The 15,595-nt window shown below is 64.0% G+C and carries 12 protein-coding genes; 10 read left to right on the top strand and 2 right to left on the bottom strand.

Going from position 1 to position 15,595, the window contains the following annotated elements; genetic code table 11:
* Positions 1-70: 70 nt before the first annotated feature.
* Positions 71-1,279 carry an ammonium transporter gene (locus QZ497_RS21150; RefSeq protein ID WP_295479215.1) on the bottom strand — a complete coding sequence of 403 codons (1,209 nt, stop codon included), beginning with the start codon at positions 1,277-1,279 and terminating at the stop codon, positions 71-73.
* Positions 1,280-1,618: 339 nt separating this feature from the next.
* Here QZ497_RS21150 and QZ497_RS21145 point away from each other — a divergent pair, with 339 nt between their 5' ends.
* The 10 genes from QZ497_RS21145 to dacB all read left to right on the top strand — a co-directional run bounded on the left by QZ497_RS21145 (position 1,619) and on the right by dacB (position 12,832).
* Positions 1,619-1,933 (top strand): DUF883 family protein, encoded by a 315-nt coding sequence (locus QZ497_RS21145; protein ID WP_295479212.1) that lies wholly within the window; start codon positions 1,619-1,621, stop codon positions 1,931-1,933.
* 4 nt (positions 1,934-1,937) lie between these two features.
* The gene (locus tag QZ497_RS21140) at positions 1,938-2,330 is read left to right on the top strand and encodes a phage holin family protein (protein WP_295479209.1); all 393 of its coding nucleotides are present in this window, start codon (positions 1,938-1,940) and stop codon (positions 2,328-2,330) included.
* Complete coding sequence (locus QZ497_RS21135) at positions 2,327-2,683, top strand: hypothetical protein (RefSeq protein ID WP_295479206.1); 357 nt, start codon at positions 2,327-2,329, stop codon at positions 2,681-2,683. Before QZ497_RS21140 ends, QZ497_RS21135 begins: the two co-directional genes overlap by 4 nt.
* 92 nt (positions 2,684-2,775) lie before the next feature.
* Positions 2,776-3,939, top strand: coding sequence for an EAL domain-containing protein (locus QZ497_RS21130; protein ID WP_295479204.1), 1,164 nt, complete (start codon positions 2,776-2,778; stop codon positions 3,937-3,939).
* A 256-nt stretch (positions 3,940-4,195) separates the two neighbouring features.
* Positions 4,196-5,530: a deoxyguanosinetriphosphate triphosphohydrolase gene (locus tag QZ497_RS21125; RefSeq protein WP_295479201.1), complete on the top strand. Its 1,335-nt coding sequence runs from the start codon at positions 4,196-4,198 to the stop codon at positions 5,528-5,530.
* A 232-nt stretch (positions 5,531-5,762) separates the two neighbouring features.
* Positions 5,763-6,164, top strand: a complete 402-nt coding sequence (locus QZ497_RS21120; RefSeq protein ID WP_295479198.1) for a response regulator — start codon at positions 5,763-5,765, stop codon at positions 6,162-6,164.
* Positions 6,165-6,455: 291 nt separating this feature from the next.
* Positions 6,456-7,082, top strand: a complete 627-nt coding sequence (locus QZ497_RS21115) for a response regulator transcription factor (protein WP_295479195.1) — start codon at positions 6,456-6,458, stop codon at positions 7,080-7,082.
* A 134-nt stretch (positions 7,083-7,216) separates the two neighbouring features.
* Entirely contained in the window at positions 7,217-10,702 is a 3,486-nt protein-coding gene (locus QZ497_RS21110; protein WP_295479448.1) for a transporter substrate-binding domain-containing protein, read from the top strand.
* 78 nt (positions 10,703-10,780) lie between these two features.
* Positions 10,781-11,125 carry a YggL family protein gene (locus QZ497_RS21105; protein WP_295479192.1) on the top strand — a complete coding sequence of 115 codons (345 nt, stop codon included), beginning with the start codon at positions 10,781-10,783 and terminating at the stop codon, positions 11,123-11,125.
* 237 nt (positions 11,126-11,362) lie between these two features.
* On the top strand, positions 11,363-12,832 hold the full coding sequence (gene dacB, locus QZ497_RS21100; protein WP_295479189.1) for a D-alanyl-D-alanine carboxypeptidase/D-alanyl-D-alanine-endopeptidase: 1,470 nt from the start codon (positions 11,363-11,365) through the stop codon (positions 12,830-12,832).
* Positions 12,833-13,077: 245 nt separating this feature from the next.
* On the opposite strand, the gene QZ497_RS21095 is transcribed toward dacB, so the two are convergent.
* Entirely contained in the window at positions 13,078-15,492 is a 2,415-nt protein-coding gene (locus QZ497_RS21095; protein WP_295479186.1) for a diguanylate cyclase, read from the bottom strand.
* Positions 15,493-15,595: the final 103 nt, after the last annotated feature.

Genomic DNA, 15,595 nt, shown 5'->3' with positions numbered 1-15,595 from the left:
GTGACTTGCGCTGCTCAGCCCGGAACCGGCGGCGAACCCTACGACGGCTCAGGTGAGCGTAGGACCGGAATCAATCCTGGCTGACCGCACCGATCTTGTGGATCGACAGGTCGGCGCCGTAGTACTCCTGCTCCTGGGTCAAGCGCAGGCCCACGGTCAGCCTGAGCAGTCCATACACCGCAAAACCGCCGGCCAACGCCACCAGCACGCCCAGCAGGCTGCCGATCAGCTGGCTGGTCAGGCTGACCCCGCCCAGCCCACCCAGCGCCTCCTGACCGAAGATCCCGCAGGCGATGCCGCCCCAGACGCCACACAGGCCATGCAGCGGCCAGACACCCAGCACGTCGTCGATCTTCCAGCGCACCTGGGCGGCGGTGAAGCACCAGACGAACAAAGCACCAGCCAGTGCGCCGGTGACCATCGCACCGACCGGGTGCATCAGGTCGGAGCCGGCACATACGGCAACCAGCCCGGCCAGCGGGCCGTTGTGCAGGAAGCCCGGGTCATTGCGCCCGACCACCAGGGCCGCCACAGTGCCGCCAACCATGGCCATCAGCGAGTTGACCGCCACCAGGCCACTGACCGCCGGCAGGGTCTGGGCACTCATGACGTTGAAGCCGAACCAGCCGACGATAAGGATCCATGAGCCCAGGGCCAGGAAAGGAATGCTCGACGGCGGATAAGCCACCAGTCGGCCCTCCCGATAACGGCCATGGCGCGAACCCAGCAGCAGCACGGCGGCCAGGGCCAGCCAGCCGCCCATGGCGTGCACCACCACGGAGCCGGCGAAGTCATGGAAGCTGGCGCCGAAACGCGCTTGCAGCCAGGCTTGCAGACCGAAGTTGCCGTTCCAGATCAGGCCCTCGAAGAACGGATAGACGAAGGCTACGATCAGCGCCGTCGCACACAGCTGCGGCACGAAGCGTGCGCGTTCGGCGATTCCCCCCGAGATGATCGCTGGAATCGCCGCCGCGAAGGTCAGCAGGAAAAAGAACTTCACCAGTGCATAGCCGTGGTCGGCGTTGATCACCGCTGCGGGCTGCATGAAATTCACGCCGTAAGCGACCCAGTAGCCGATGAAGAAATACACCACCGTCGACACGGCGAAGTCGCTGAGGATCTTCGACAGGGCGTTGACCTGATTCTTCTGCCGGACAGTGCCGACCTCAAGAAAGGCGAAGCCGGCGTGCATGGCCAGGACCATGACCGCGCCAAGCAGCAGAAACAGGGTATTGGAGCTATGGACCAGGGTGTCCACAGCGCTGTGCACATTTTCCATTGCGAAGGCAGACCTGCAAGTTCTGGAAAGTACCAAAGCGAAACACTCTTCAACCAGAGCGCACCGAACTGGAGCGCAGAACTGGCATGCCGATCCCTAGGCGATGCCCCGACGCGGGGCATGAAGTGAAAAAAGCTCAGGACATTTCCCGGTTATTGGAGTTTTGACGTAAGGTGGCCCGGCTTCAGCGCGCTGGTTTGGCGCAGCGGGAACACCCGACGCACCACGGCGAAGCAATTCCTGTACCAGCCCTTGCGAGAGAGCCTGACGGCAATTGGAGTGAACCTTCCGTGCCAGCGTCTACTCTCACCCCAGACACGCCATTGCATGGAGAACACCATGGCCCGACGCACCGCACAGACCGCCCAGGAAGTCCTGCTGGCTGACTTCCAGACCCTGGTGGCCGATACCGAGAAACTGCTCGAACACACCGCCTCGCTCGCCGGTGAGCAGGCGGACCAGTTGCGCGACCAGATCCACGAAAGCCTGTTGCGTGCCCGCGAGACGCTCAAGCTGACCGAAGACTCCCTGCGCCAACGCGGCGAAGCTGCCGTGCAGGCCACCGAAGACTATGTGCAGAGCAACCCCTGGCAGTCGGTGGGCATCGCCGCAGGCGTAGGTTTCCTGATCGGTTTGCTGGCCTCGAGGCGCTGAGCCCATGAAACCCGACAGCGAATCCCCCACCGGCGAAGCGCCAGGCGGCTCATCGCCGAAAAGACTGGGGGCGGCCTTCCTGGGGCTGCTGCACAGCCACGTCGAACTGTTCGGCATCGAGCTGCAGGAACAGAAAGCGCGCAGCGTCAGCCTGCTGCTGTTCGCCGGCCTGACCCTGGTGTTCGCCCTGTTGCTGCTCACCGGGCTCTCGGCACTGTTGCTGATCGTACTGTGGGACAGCTATCGCCTGGTCGGCATCATCGGCCTGTGCGTGTTCTATTTCCTGGCTGCGTTGTTCTTCGGCCTGCGTCTGAAAGCCGCGATCTTCGATGAATCGTCGCCATTCAGCGCTACCCTCGAAGAGCTGGCCAACGACCGCGAGCGACTGCTGCCATGAGTGAACCGAAGTCCCACCAAGGCAATACGCGGCGTGAACTGCGCAAGGCACTCGTGCGTCTGCGCATGGAAATGCATCGCCAGGAAATCCGTCACGAATCGACGCAATTGCTGCAGCCTTTACGGCGCGTGCGCGGCATGGCGCAGGGTCTGCCAGGCTCGCTGGGCATCCGTCATGCGCCATTGTGGGGCGTGGGCGCGGTGGCCCTGCTGGGCTTTCTCGGCGGGCGCGGCGCCGGCAAGGGCGAGCGAGCCAGAACGTCCAGTGGCCTGGCACGCATAGTCCGGCTAGGGGTTGCCCTGATGCCACTGATTCGAATGGCCATCCAAAGCCGGAGGGCTGGCAAACCCTGATGGCATTTTGGCTGTAATCTTGCTATGCATATCAGCCGCGCTTCGGTCGCCTCCGTCGCGCGGCTTTTTTGTGGACTTTCAAGGAGCACCATGTGATCCATGGGCAACCCATCGCCTGCTTCCAGCCGTTCATCGATACCGCGACCGGCCGGATTGCAGGTATCGAAGCGCTAGGCCGCCTGCGCGACGGGACTGGCCAGCTGCATTCGGTGGGCCCGCTGTTCAATGACCCGGACTTGCCGGCCGACGCCCTGCTGCAGCTCGACAGGCAACTGCGTGACGACGCTCTGGCGCGCCTTCATGAAGCGCCGCAAGACTGGTTCCTGAGTCTGAACATGTCGCCGCGCTGGATCAGCAGCCTGGAGCCTGGCGCGCCCCTGCCCAGCCTCGAACAGCTTCGCCAGCACGACGTGCCGCCGCAACGCGTGGTGTTCGAGATCACCGAGTTGAGTGGCGACAGCCAACGTCTGAACGAGGTGGTCGACCGCTACCGGCAGGCCGGCGCGCGTATCGCCATCGACGATTTCGGCGCCGGCTATTCGCAACTCGACCGGGTCCTGGCCCTGCAGCCGGACATTCTCAAGCTCGACATGCGCCTGTTCCAGTCCGCGGCCCGTGGCGGCCCGAGCAGCGAGGTGGTGCGGGCACTGGCACTGATGGCGGAAAAGACCGGCTGCTGGATCATCGCCGAAGGCGTGGAGACCGAAGCCGAACTGCACTTCGCCCTGGAATGCGGGGCGCGCTACGTGCAGGGGTATCTGTTCGCCCGCGCCGAACCGCAGTTCTTCGGTGCCGAGCGCTTCATCCAGGATTTCGCCGAACTGCGTGACCGTTATGTGCTGCACAAGGTGGCCGAACGCGCGCGGTTGATGAACCTGCGCCGCCAGTTGGCGCAATTGATGAGCCTGTTGCGCCGCTGGGCGCTGAACCAGGCCCCGCTCAACGAACTACCGCAACCGCGCGACTATCCCTGGCTGCTGCGCTTCTACCAGTGCGACCGCCACGGCACGCAGATGACCCCCAACCTGGAGTGGCGCAACGGAGCCTGGCACAGCGACGCGCGTTACGTGGGCCACAACTGGTCGTGGCGCCCGTACTTCTACCACTTGCTGGCCGAGGGCTGGGAAGAGCGCCGGCTGATCCTGTCCAACACCTACCGCGACGCGACCACCAACCAGTATTGCCTGACCGCCGGCCAGTTCTTCGGTGCCGACCAGCGGCTGCTGCTGATCGATGTGGACGCCGCCGGTCTTTAGCTTTGTACGAAAAGCCGGCGAGCGAAGGTCAGGCAAGGCGCAACGAGCACAGCGAGTAACGGCCGCAGGCTGGCCCGCAGGGCGAGCGTCAGCGAGTCGAAACAGGCGATTAACGCCGCATGGCCGAGCGCAGACACTTTTGCTACGAAACCTGGCGCACGAAACCCGACAGGCCGCCTGAGATCAGATTGAAACCCTTGCAGGCCGGGCGTCGAACCCGGAAGCTAGGGTTTCTCGTACTGACGGAGCGACGGCCTTGGACTGGCAGACCCTGCTTAACCGCGAACGACTCGGCAAACCGCTGCACAGCTCCGAAGAGCTGGGCCGCAGCCCATTCCACAAGGACCACGACCGGATCATCTTCTCTGGCGCCTTCCGCCGCCTGGGGCGCAAGACCCAGGTCCACCCGATGTCCAGCAATGACCACATCCACACCCGCCTGACCCACTCGCTGGAAGTCAGCTGCGTGGGCCGCTCGCTGGGCATGCGTGTCGGCGAAACCCTGCGCGACAGCCTGCCCGACTGGTGCGAGCCGAGCGACCTGGGAATGATCGTGCAGTCGGCCTGCCTGGCCCACGACATCGGTAACCCGCCCTTCGGCCATTCCGGCGAAGACGCGATCCGCAACTGGTTCAAGCAGGCTGCAGGACGCGGCTGGCTCGACGGCATGAGCGAAGCGGAGCGCCAGGATTTCCTGAGCTTCGAAGGCAATGCGCAAGGCCTGCGGGTGCTCAGCCAGCTCGAGTATCACCAGTTCGACGGTGGCATGCGCCTCACCTACGCGACCCTGGGCACCTACCTCAAGTACCCCTGGACCGCCCGCCACGCCGACGCCCAAGGCTACAAGAAACACAAGTTCGGCTGTTACCAGAGCGAGCTGCCGATTCTCGAACAGACCGCCCATAAACTCGGCATTCCTCAGGTCGAGGACCAGCGCTGGGCGCGCCATCCGCTGGTGTACCTGATGGAGGCCGCCGATGACATTTGCTACGCCCTCATCGACCTGGAAGATGGCCTGGAAATGGACCTGTTGCAGTACGCCGAGGTCGAGGCACTGTTGCTCGACCTGGTCGGTGACGACCTGCCGCACACCTATCGCCAGCTGGGCGCGGACGACTCGCGACGGCGCAAGCTGGCGATCCTGCGCGGCAAGGCCATCGAGCACCTGACCAACGCCGCTGCCCGGGCTTTCGTCGAACAACAGGACGCGCTGCTGGCCGGCCACCTGGAAGGCGACCTGGTCGAACACATGCATGGCCCGGCCAAGCGCTGCGTGCTGAATGCCAAGGACATGGCACGCAAGAAGATCTTCCAGGACAAGCGCAAGACCCTGCATGAGATCGGCGCCTACACTACGCTGGAGGTCCTGCTCAACGCCTTCTGCGGCGCCGCCGTGGAACAGTGCGGGGGTCGTACGCCGTCGTTCAAGCACCGACGCATTCTCGACCTGCTGGGCAAGAGCGCGCCGGCACCGGATGCCTCACTGCACAGCGCCTTCCTGCGCATGATCGACTTCATCGCCGGCATGACCGACAGTTACGCCAGTGAAATGGCCCTGGAAATGACCGGCGGCGCCGGCCCGCATCGCTGACCCCTGGCCGGCAACGGCGGAGCGGCCCATGGCCGCCCTGCCCCTTTATCTTCAGACAATTCCTACAGACCAGTCGGAAATACCTTATCGCCCTGCCGGCAAAGCTTTCTGAATAATCCCGCCACTCGACACCACCCCTCATCGCCCGCCGGCCTGGCTTACCGAGCATCGGCCAGGCATTTGCTCCACACAGGCCAGCGGTCGGTTTGCCTCCAAGCCTCCCGGAACCCCGATGCCCAGACAAAACCTGCGGATCCTGCTCGTGGAAGACCACCCCTTCCAGCTGATCTCCATTCAGGTCCTGCTCAACAACCAGGGCCATTTCCTGCTGACCCCAGCCTTGAACGCCGCGGAAGCCTTCAGCGCGATGCAGCGCAGCGAAGAGCCTTTCGACCTTCTGCTGTGCGACCAGGGGCTGCCAGACCTGCCCGGCCTGGAACTCATCGACCAGGCCTGGCGCAAGGCAATGGTCAGACAGGCAATCCTGCTCAGCGGCCTGGACGAAGAAGCCTTGCAGGCCCTGGGCGCCAACGCCCGGCAACGCGGCATCCCGCTGCTGGGTTGTCTGAGCAAGCCATTGCATGGCCCCGACCTGGCCAGACTGCTCGCCAACCTGCCCGAGACCGACACCTGAAGCAACCCACCAGGCTCCGTCGGCACCTCTACATGCCCAGGCCGTCACCTTACCGAACTTTCCGGACAGCCGAAAAGGATCCTTAAATAGAAAAATCTCGTCCGAAAACAGGCAATAACGATTAAAACATTTAAACCAGATTTGTATAAGCAGGCGGTATCTCGTACGCCGATACGCCAATTAATGTAGGAACTTTCCTATATATATCCACACCGCCCTTTCATTCATGTGACTTGTTGAACATCTGAGCTAATGTGCGCGCTTTCTTCGTTGCCTTGTATGGATTGACTTATGAACTCTGTGTTTATCATCGACGATCATCCGGTCATTCGGCTGGCCGTTCGCATGTTGCTCGAGAACGAAAACTACCAAGTGGTCGGCGAGACCGATAACGGCGTGGACGCCATGCAGATGGTGCGCGAATGCACGCCGGACCTGATCATCCTCGACATCAGCATCCCCAAGCTCGACGGCCTGGAAGTGCTGGCCCGCTTCAATGCCATGGGCCTGCCGTCCAAGATTCTGGTGCTGACCTCGCAGACACCCGCACTGTTCGCCATCCGCTGCATGCAGTCCGGCGCGGCCGGTTATGTCTGCAAGCAGGAAGACCTCAGCGAACTGCTCAGTTCGGTCAAGGCGGTATTGTCCGGCTACAATTATTTTCCCAGCCAGGCATTGAATCCGCCCCCTCGGGAAGATGGCCAACCCAGCGAGATCGAACTGTTCAAACTGGTCAATGATCGCGAATTGATGGTACTGCAGTTATTTGCCCAGGGACGATCGAACAAGGAAATCGCCAAGGGGATGTTCCTCAGCAACAAGACTGTCAGCACTTACAAGACCCGCCTCATGCAGAAATTGAAAACCCGCACGCTGGTGGAACTCATCGACATGGCAAAACGCAACTCACTGGTGTGAGCACATTCATGTCCAGGCATTTAGACGCCATCATCAAACTTGCCGTGTGCCTGCTGCTCGCCATGGGCCTGCCGCCCAGCGCCGCCGCCCTCGACAGCTACAAACTGCTGGGCCGCGCCAGCATCGATGCAGCCATGCCGCCTCTCGATGCCCGCCAGCGGCAATGGCTGGACAGTCGTCCGGAGTTGCTCCTGGGGACCTCGGCGCCCGACTACCCGCCATTCGATATCACCCTGTCCGGCGAAGATTACGAAGGCATCACCGCCGACTACGCCGGCCTTCTGTCCCAGGCACTGCACCTGCCGGTCAGGGTGATCCGCTTCGACAGCCGCAATGCGGCCATCGAGGCCCTGAAGCAGGGCCGCATCGACCTGCTGGGCAGCGCCAACCGCTTCGAGGCGGTCGACAGCAGCATCAGCCTGTCACGCCCCTACGCGCCCGACCAGCCGGTGCTGGTCACCCACAGCGGCGACACCCGCATGCCGGACGAGACGCTGGCCGGCATGCGCCTGAGCATGGCCTATCACTACCTGCCACCGGAGCAGGTCCGCAGCCAGTATCCGGGTGCCGAGCTGCACACCTACCCCTCGTTCCAGAGTGCGATCAACGCCGTGGCCTTCGGCCAGGCCGACGTATTCCTGGGCGACGCCATCTCCACCCGCTACCTCATCAACAATGGCTACCTGAACAACATCCGCATCGCCAGCCTGGGCCGCCATGAGGCCGATGGCTTTGGTTTTGCGGTACGCAGCGATGCCCCGCGCCTGCTGGAAATCGTCAACCGCGTACTGCAGGACATTCCTGCCGAGACCCGCAACGAGATCGCCAGACGCTGGAGTGCGGGCAGCGACCCTGGGCTGGGCGACCGCCAATTGCAGTTCACCGCCCGCGAACAGGCCTGGATCACCGCCCACCGCCAGGTACGCGTGGTGGTCGATGAACATGACGCACCGCTGAGCTTCTTCGACAGCGCTGGCAATCTGCGCGGCGTGACCGCCGACCTGCTGGACATGATCCGCCTGCGCACCGGCCTGCAGTTCGTCATTCAGCGCAGCAGCAGCCGGGAAGACATGCTACGTCGTGTCGAGCAGGGCCAGGCCGACCTGATCGGCGCCGTGCTGCCCAGTCAGACGCTCGCCGAGCGCCTGGCCTTCAGCCGCCCCTACCTGGAAAACTCCTTCGTCCTGGTCACCCGCCAGGGCGAACGACAGCCGCGTCTGCCTCAACAGCTCGACGGTCGGCAGGTGGCCGTGGCCCGCAGCGGGATGTTGCGCACCTGGCTGAGCAGGCAGCACCCACGCATCGTCCAGGTGCCGTTCGACAGTGCGACGCAGGCCCTGCAAGCCTTGTTACGCGAACAGGTCGATGCCGCCGTCCTGCCGCTGCTCAGCGCCAACTACCTGCTGTCTTCACCCGAGTTCGAACAGCACCTGCACATTACCGCCACTGCCGGGGAAGCCCCGGCACTGATCACCCTGGCCAGTCGCCGTGACACTCCGGAGCTGGCATCGATCCTCGACAAGGCGCTGCTCGCCATCGCCCCCCAGGAATTGGCCGCCGTCCACGATCGCTGGCGCACCTGGACCAACAGCTCCGCCAGCGGCCACGACTACCGCCCGTGGGTCTACCGGGTGCTCGCCGGCGCCGGTCTGCTGCTGCTCGTCCTGCTCGCCTGGAACGCCTGGATGCGCCGGCAGATCCACCAGCGCAAGCTCGCCGAACGCGCGCTGAGCGACCAGCTCGAATTCATGAGCGCGCTGGTCAACGGCACGCCCCACCCGATCTACGTCCGCGACCGCGAGGGTCGCCTGCGCCTGTGCAACGACAGCTATCTGGAAACCTTCGGCGCCCGGCGCGATCAGGTGATCGGCCACACCGTCACCGACGGCGTGCTGAGCGACCCCAGTGAAGCGCGGGCCTATGCCCAGGACTATCGTCGGGTGATGGCCAGCGGCACCCCCCTGGTGCTCGATCGCCCGCTGCACATTGCCGGGCGCTGCCTGACCATCTACCACTGGATACTGCCGTTTCGCGACTCGCTCGGCGAGGTGCAGGGCATCATCGGCGGCTGGATCGACATCAGCGAACGCCGCCGCCTGATCGAAGACCTGCAGGCCGCCAAGGACCGCGCCGACAACGCCAGCCGCGCCAAGAGCACCTTCCTGGCCACCATGAGCCACGAGATCCGTACGCCGATGAACGCCGTGATCGGCATGCTCGAGCTGGCCCTGCGGCGCGCCGAACAGGGTCAGCTCGACCGCCCTGCCCTGGAGGTCGCCTACAGTTCAGCCAGGGGCATGCTCGAGTTGATCGGCGACATCCTCGACATTGCCCGCATCGAAGCCGGCCACCTGACCTTGACCCCGGAACGGGCCAGCCTGCGCCAGCTCGTCGAATCGGTAGTGCGCATGTTCGACGGCCTGGCGCGCCAGAAGCATCTGGAGCTGCGCCTGGACTTCGACGCGCAGCTCGACACCGACGTGCACATCGACCCGCTGCGCTTCAAGCAGATCCTCTCCAACCTGATCGGCAATGCCATCAAGTTCACCCCGGCTGGCCAGGTGCGCGTCGGCGCGAGCCTGGCGCCCGGCGATTCGCCCTGTCTGCACCTGACCGTGCAGGACACCGGCATCGGCATCAGTGCGGCAGATCGTGCACGGCTCTTCGAGCCCTTCGCACAGGCCGACAACACCGGACAGATGGCCCGCAGCGGCGCCGGGTTGGGGCTGGTGATCTGCCGCAGCCTGTGCCAGATGATGGGTGGCACGCTGACCCTGGACAGCGAACCGGGCCAGGGCACCTGCGTGACCCTGACGCTGCCCCTGGCGCTCCTGCATGCCGAACGCGTGCCGTCTCCCGCCGCGTTGCCGGCCATGCCCAGCGTCCGGGTGCTGAGCATACTGGTGGTCGACGACCATCCGGCCAACCGTCTGCTGCTCAGCCAGCAACTGAGCTACCTCGGGCATCGCTGCGCAACCGCCGAGCAAGGTGAGCAGGGCTTGGAGTTCTGGCAGCAGGGTCGCTTCGACCTGTTGATGGTCGACTGCAACATGCCGGTAATGAACGGCTACGAACTGACCCGGGCGATACGCGTGCGGGAACAGGCCGAACAACGTGAGCCCTGCATCATCTGGGGCTTCACCGCCAATGCGCAGCCTGAAGAGATGCAGCGCTGTCGCGCTGCCGGCATGGACGACTGCCTGTTCAAACCCATCAGCCTGGGCACTCTCAACGCCCGGCTGGCCGAGCTGGGCTCGGCCACCGAAGCGCCTGCCGCACTGTTCGACGCGGCCAGCCTCGAACAACTCAGCGCCGGACGCCCCGAACTGAACCGCCGCCTGCTGGAACAACTGCTGAACAGCAACCGTGAAGACCACCAGGCCCTGGCCCGCCTGGACGCCCACAGGCACAAGGCAGCGCTGCGCGACAAGGCCCATCACATCAAGGGCGCGGCACGAATCGTCAGCGCGGCGGCACTGGTACAGGCCTGCGAAGCGCTGGAACTGGCCTGCGACCAGGATGCGCCGGACGCCGAGGTGCAACGCTGCCAGCAGCAACTGCTCGACGCCCTGGCCGCCCTGGAGCAGGCCCTGGCCGACACCCTGCAGCGTACGCAGTGAGCCGGCCCGCAACCAGGCAAGCGTCGCGCTGGCTTAGCTGATAGACTGCGCCACGAAATTACTCAAGAGGATCGCTTCATGGCCACAAACCGCTCCCGTCGTCTGCGCAAGAAACTTTGTGTGGATGAGTTCCAGGAACTGGGTTTCGAGCTCAACCTGGAATTCAAGGAAGACCTGTCCGAAGAAGCAATCGACGCTTTCCTCGACGCCTTCCTGACCGAAGCCATGGATGCCAACGGCCTGGATTATGTCGGTGGCGATGACTACGGTCTGGTATGCCTGGCCAAGCGCGGCTCGGTGAGCGAAGAACAGCGCGCTGCCGTAGAAGCCTGGCTGAAAGCCCGTCCTGAACCGACCAAGGTCGAAGTCAGCCCCCTGCTCGACGCCTGGTATCCGGACAAGCCGATCAACCCGGCCGCCTGAGCCGCCTGGCGTTGACCGAGAAGCCACCCCACGGGGTGGCTTTTTGTTGCGCGGCGTCCAGCATCCGCCAGGCCATCTGCACATGAAAAAAACCGCCCCCGCGCCCGAAGCGCCCTCTACTTGGGGCATAATGCGGCGTTCTTGTCGCGCATGCTCATGTCCTCTGCGCCATCTATAGTCATCGAGGGATATCTTCACCCTCATCTGGTTTTTCATCTTGCAGTAGGGTTTTACCTGATGATCAGATCTTTGCGCCCCTTGCTATTGGCCACTTTTCTCCTACCTCTGGCGCTGCAGGCCCAGGCTGCCACGATCAACACCACCCTCCCCCCCAAAGTCCAGCAGGCCCTGAAGGCCAGCAAGCTCAACGACGACGCGCTCTCGCTGGTGGCCGTACCGCTTAATGGTCCCGGTACGCCCACCGTGTTCAATGCCGATGTCTCGGTCAATCCGGCCTCGACCATGAAGCTGGTGACCACCTTCGCGGCCCTGGAAATTCTCGGCCCTACCCATCAGTGGAAAACCGAATTCTTCACCGACGGCACCCTGAGCAACGGCGTGTTGCGCGGCAACCTGTACCTCAAGGGTGGCGGCGACCCCAAGCTCAACATGGAAAAACTCTGGCTGCTGATGCGCGATCTGCGCGCCAACGGTGTGCAGCAGGTAACCGGCGACCTGATCCTGGACCGCAGCCACTTCGTACAACCGCAGCTGCCCGCCTTCGATGACGATGGCGGCGATCACAGCAAGCCCTTCCTGGTGCGCCCGGACTCCCTGCTGATCAACCTCAAGGCCTTGCGCTTCGTGACCCGTAACGACGACGGCCGCATCACGGTGGCCGTCGAGCCCCCCATCGCCACGATCCGCATCGACAACCAGGTCAAGAACGTCGCCAGCAAACAATGCAGCGACGACGTACGCTACAACCCCGTATCCCAGGCCGACGGCAGTCTGCTGGTGCAGGTCACCGGGCAACTGGCCAAGGGCTGCAACTCGCAGACCTACCTGTCGCTGCTCGACCACCAGGCCTACGCGGCCGGCACCGTGCGGGCCATCTGGCAGGAGCTGGGCGGCACTATCCAGGGCAGCGACAAGGTCGGCACCGTGCCTTCCGGCGCCAAGCTGCTGGCCCGGGCGTTCTCGCCCGACCTGGTCGAGGTGATCCGCGACATCAACAAGTACAGCAACAACACCATGGCCCAGCAGCTGTTCCTGAGCCTGGGTGAAGAATTCCGCACCAGTGCCGACGGCGACGATGCCAAGGCCGCGCAGCGAGTGATCCGCCAGTGGCTGGCGAAGAAAGGCATGACCGCGCCGCACCTGGTCATGGAAAACGGTTCAGGTCTGTCGCGTGCCGAGCGGGTCAGCGCCCGCGAGATGGCCATGCTGCTGCAGGCCGCCTGGCGCAGTCCCTACGCCGCCGAGTTCATGAGTTCGCTGCCGCTGGCGGGCATGGACGGCACCATGCGCAAGCGCCTCAAGCGCACCGCACTGCTTGGCGAAGCGCATATCAAGACCGGCACCTTGAATACCGTGCGCGCAATTGCCGGGTACAGCCGTGACAGCAACGGCAACACCTGGGCGGTGGTCGCCATCCTCAACGACCCACGGCCATTCGGCGCCTCTTCGATCCTCGACGAAGTGCTGGTCGACCTGTATCGCCAGCCCAAGCTGAACAACGGCACCGCGTCGATCCTGCAGCCCTGAAACGGCTTGCAGGAGCGGCTTTACATCCAACACTGTTCAGTCAGGCCGGGTAGGAGCGGCTTCAGCCGCGAAGCGACCGCCTGTTTACAACAGATGCGGTGAATTTCCTGGTGCTTTCGCGGCTAAAGTCGCTCCCACCGGCCACATAACGACTAGCTGAACTGTGTTGGCTTTACATCCAACACGGGTCATCGGCTTTTGTTGGAGCAAGCTCGCTCCAACGGTCTGACTGAAGAGTACCGGCTTCAGACCCGGTCCGGCTCGGCCCGGTAGGGTTCGAGCCGCTCGAGGGCGACGCGGTCGCGCCCGGCCTGCTTGGCCGCATAGACACCCGAGTCGGCGCGCAGCAGCAGCGCGTCGGCGCCCTCACCGGGGCGCCAGCAGGCGATGCCGAAACTCGCGGTCACCCGCCCTACGCCATCCATGGCCTGGCTGCGCAGGTTCTGCCACAGGCTGGTCGCCAACTGGCTGGCCTGCACGGCATCGGTCGCCGGGCAAAGGATGATGAACTCCTCACCGCCCAGGCGGCAGAACACGTCTTCAGTGCGCAGCCGCTGGCCGATGGTACGTGACACTTCCTGCAGGACGCAGTCGCCGACGCCATGCCCATACTGGTCGTTGATGCGCTTGAAGTGGTCGATGTCCAGCATGATCACTGCCAACTGCCCACCATAGCGTTCGACACGGCGCAACTCGGCCTGCAAGCGCTCCTGGAAGTAGCGCCGGTTGTAGGCCCCCGTGAGCACATCCGTGATGGACAAGGCACGCAGCTCGTCCTCGACACGCTTCATGTCGGTGATGTCGCTGAGAAAGCCATGCCAGAGGATGCCGCCATCCGGCAGGCGTTCCGGGGTGGCCTCGCCGCGGATCCAGCGTACGCCACGCTTGGGCAGGTCGATACGGAACTCGTCACGCCAGGGCTTGCACTGCTCGGTACTGGCCAGCATCAGGCGCACGGTGCTCGGTCGGTCGTCGACATGGATACGGTCGAACACCGTCGAGGCGTCGGCGACGATCTGTTCTTCGGTGAGTTCATACAGCTGGCACATGCCGACGCTGATGTAGTTGAAGCGCGGCTCGCCGTCGGCGGAACGCTGGAACTGATAGATCCCACCCGGTACCTGCCTGCCCAGGCGCTGCAACAGCAGGTCACGGGCTGCCAGGGCTTCGTGGACCCGCTTGCGTTCGGTAACGTCGATGCACACCGCCAGGTAGCCCACCCACTGCTCCTGATCGTCACGCACCGCCGTGACCAGCATGTTGACGGTCAGGGTGGAGCCGTCGCGACGCCGGAAGGTCCACTCGCGCGCCGCGTGATGGCCCGGTTCGGCAGCCTCGACCAGCATGGCCTGCCCGGCCGAAACCCGTGCCTGGCCGCTACTGTGCAAGCGTTGCGCGTGGGCCTGCAGTTCGGCGGGGTCATGCAGGTCCTCGAGGGCGAACAGGCCGAGCACCTCCTCCTCGCGATAGTCGAGCATCTTCTGTGCCCCGACGTTGAAGGTGGTGATCACCCCGTTCAGGTCGGTGGCGATGATCGCCACTTCGGTGGCGGCATCCAGTACGTTGCACAACTGCCCATGGGTGACGCGCAGCTGCTGTTCACGCTGGCGCAGCTCGGAGGTACGTTGCTCGACCAGTGCCAAGGCCCGCTGACGCTGGCCGATCAGGCTGAACAGCAAGGCCGCGAGCATCAGGCTCAGCAGCGCGCCGAGCACGCCCACGCTGCCGGCCATGGACTGGTTGGTGCGCAGGAACGCCTCGGTCGGGCGGACTTCCAGCAAGTAGTCACGGTCGCCGAGATTCAGCAAGGTGCTGACACGCAGGTCACCTTCGCCGGCCTGCACATGCGACTGGTAGAGCAGCTGTGGCTCGGCGGGCGAACCGAGGTCGAGCATGGTCACCGCCAGATTGTCCTGGGTGGGCAGCCCTTCGTTCATCACATCGCCCAGGCTGATCACCGCCATGACATAGCCGCGCAGCTCCGCGCTCGACTCTTGGCGTTCGAACAGCGGCGCCACCAGCAGCACCCCGTAGGCGTATTCCTTATCCAACCCCACCAGCTCGATCCTCGGCGTCGCAGCGACGGAGCCCAGCATGCGCGCCCTCTCGAGGGTTTCCCGCCGCAAGGATTCAGAGGCGACATCGAACCCGTATGGCAGCGGCAGGACGCTCTGCGACTGGGTGTAGAGCACCGGGTAATATTCAGCACGCCGCGCCGCCACCTCCAGGCGCCCATCCGCCCCCCGCTCACGAATGACGAACCCGGCCAGCCCCTCGGCACGGGCCTTGGCCTCGAAATCCGCACGCTCGGCGTCGCTCACCCTGGGGCTCCAGGAATAGGCCTGGGTACCGTCGAGCAACGGGGCGGCGAAACCGTTGTATTCGTCGCGTGAGACCACATCCGAATAGACGAAGAAGCGCCGCAGGCTGTCCAGCCGACTGACCTGGCTGTCGAGGCGTTCCTGGATGCGGATGAAACGCTCGCTGGCCAGCAGGTCGAAACGCTGGCTCAGCTGGCGCTGATAGAGTTGATAATTGTCCAGTGCGAGAAAGGCAGTCAGCCCCAGCCCGGCGATCAGAACCGCCAAGGCGACCGACCAGGCCGAAGCCTGCTGGTTGAGGCTCCCGAATACTCGGGATCGGGTTGTTTTAGCAGCCATACTCACGACCCATGACGCCAACGAAGATCTGACGTCCGGCTGGCCGTGCTTCCCTTATAGCTATTCGCCATTAATTTGCCTAGCCCATCCAAAGACATAACCT

Origin of the sequence: uncultured Pseudomonas sp. (assembly GCF_913777995.1) — a bacterium.
Taxonomy (GTDB): domain Bacteria; phylum Pseudomonadota; class Gammaproteobacteria; order Pseudomonadales; family Pseudomonadaceae; genus Aquipseudomonas.
Note: the sequence above shows the minus strand (reverse complement) of the source record. Positions and strands in the feature narration are given on the sequence as shown.

Coding starts and splice junctions, on each gene's coding strand:
- QZ497_RS21150 (WP_295479215.1), bottom strand. CDS start 1,279: ATGGAAAATGTGCACAGCGCTGTGGACACCCTGGTCCATAGCTCCAAT.
- QZ497_RS21145 (WP_295479212.1), top strand. CDS start 1,619: ATGGCCCGACGCACCGCACAGACCGCCCAGGAAGTCCTGCTGGCTGAC.
- QZ497_RS21140 (WP_295479209.1), top strand. CDS start 1,938: ATGAAACCCGACAGCGAATCCCCCACCGGCGAAGCGCCAGGCGGCTCA.
- QZ497_RS21135 (WP_295479206.1), top strand. CDS start 2,327: ATGAGTGAACCGAAGTCCCACCAAGGCAATACGCGGCGTGAACTGCGC.
- QZ497_RS21120 (WP_295479198.1), top strand. CDS start 5,763: ATGCCCAGACAAAACCTGCGGATCCTGCTCGTGGAAGACCACCCCTTC.
- QZ497_RS21115 (WP_295479195.1), top strand. CDS start 6,456: ATGAACTCTGTGTTTATCATCGACGATCATCCGGTCATTCGGCTGGCC.
- QZ497_RS21110 (WP_295479448.1), top strand. CDS start 7,217: ATGCCGCCTCTCGATGCCCGCCAGCGGCAATGGCTGGACAGTCGTCCG.
- QZ497_RS21105 (WP_295479192.1), top strand. CDS start 10,781: ATGGCCACAAACCGCTCCCGTCGTCTGCGCAAGAAACTTTGTGTGGAT.
- dacB (WP_295479189.1), top strand. CDS start 11,363: ATGATCAGATCTTTGCGCCCCTTGCTATTGGCCACTTTTCTCCTACCT.
- QZ497_RS21095 (WP_295479186.1), bottom strand. CDS start 15,492: ATGGCTGCTAAAACAACCCGATCCCGAGTATTCGGGAGCCTCAACCAG.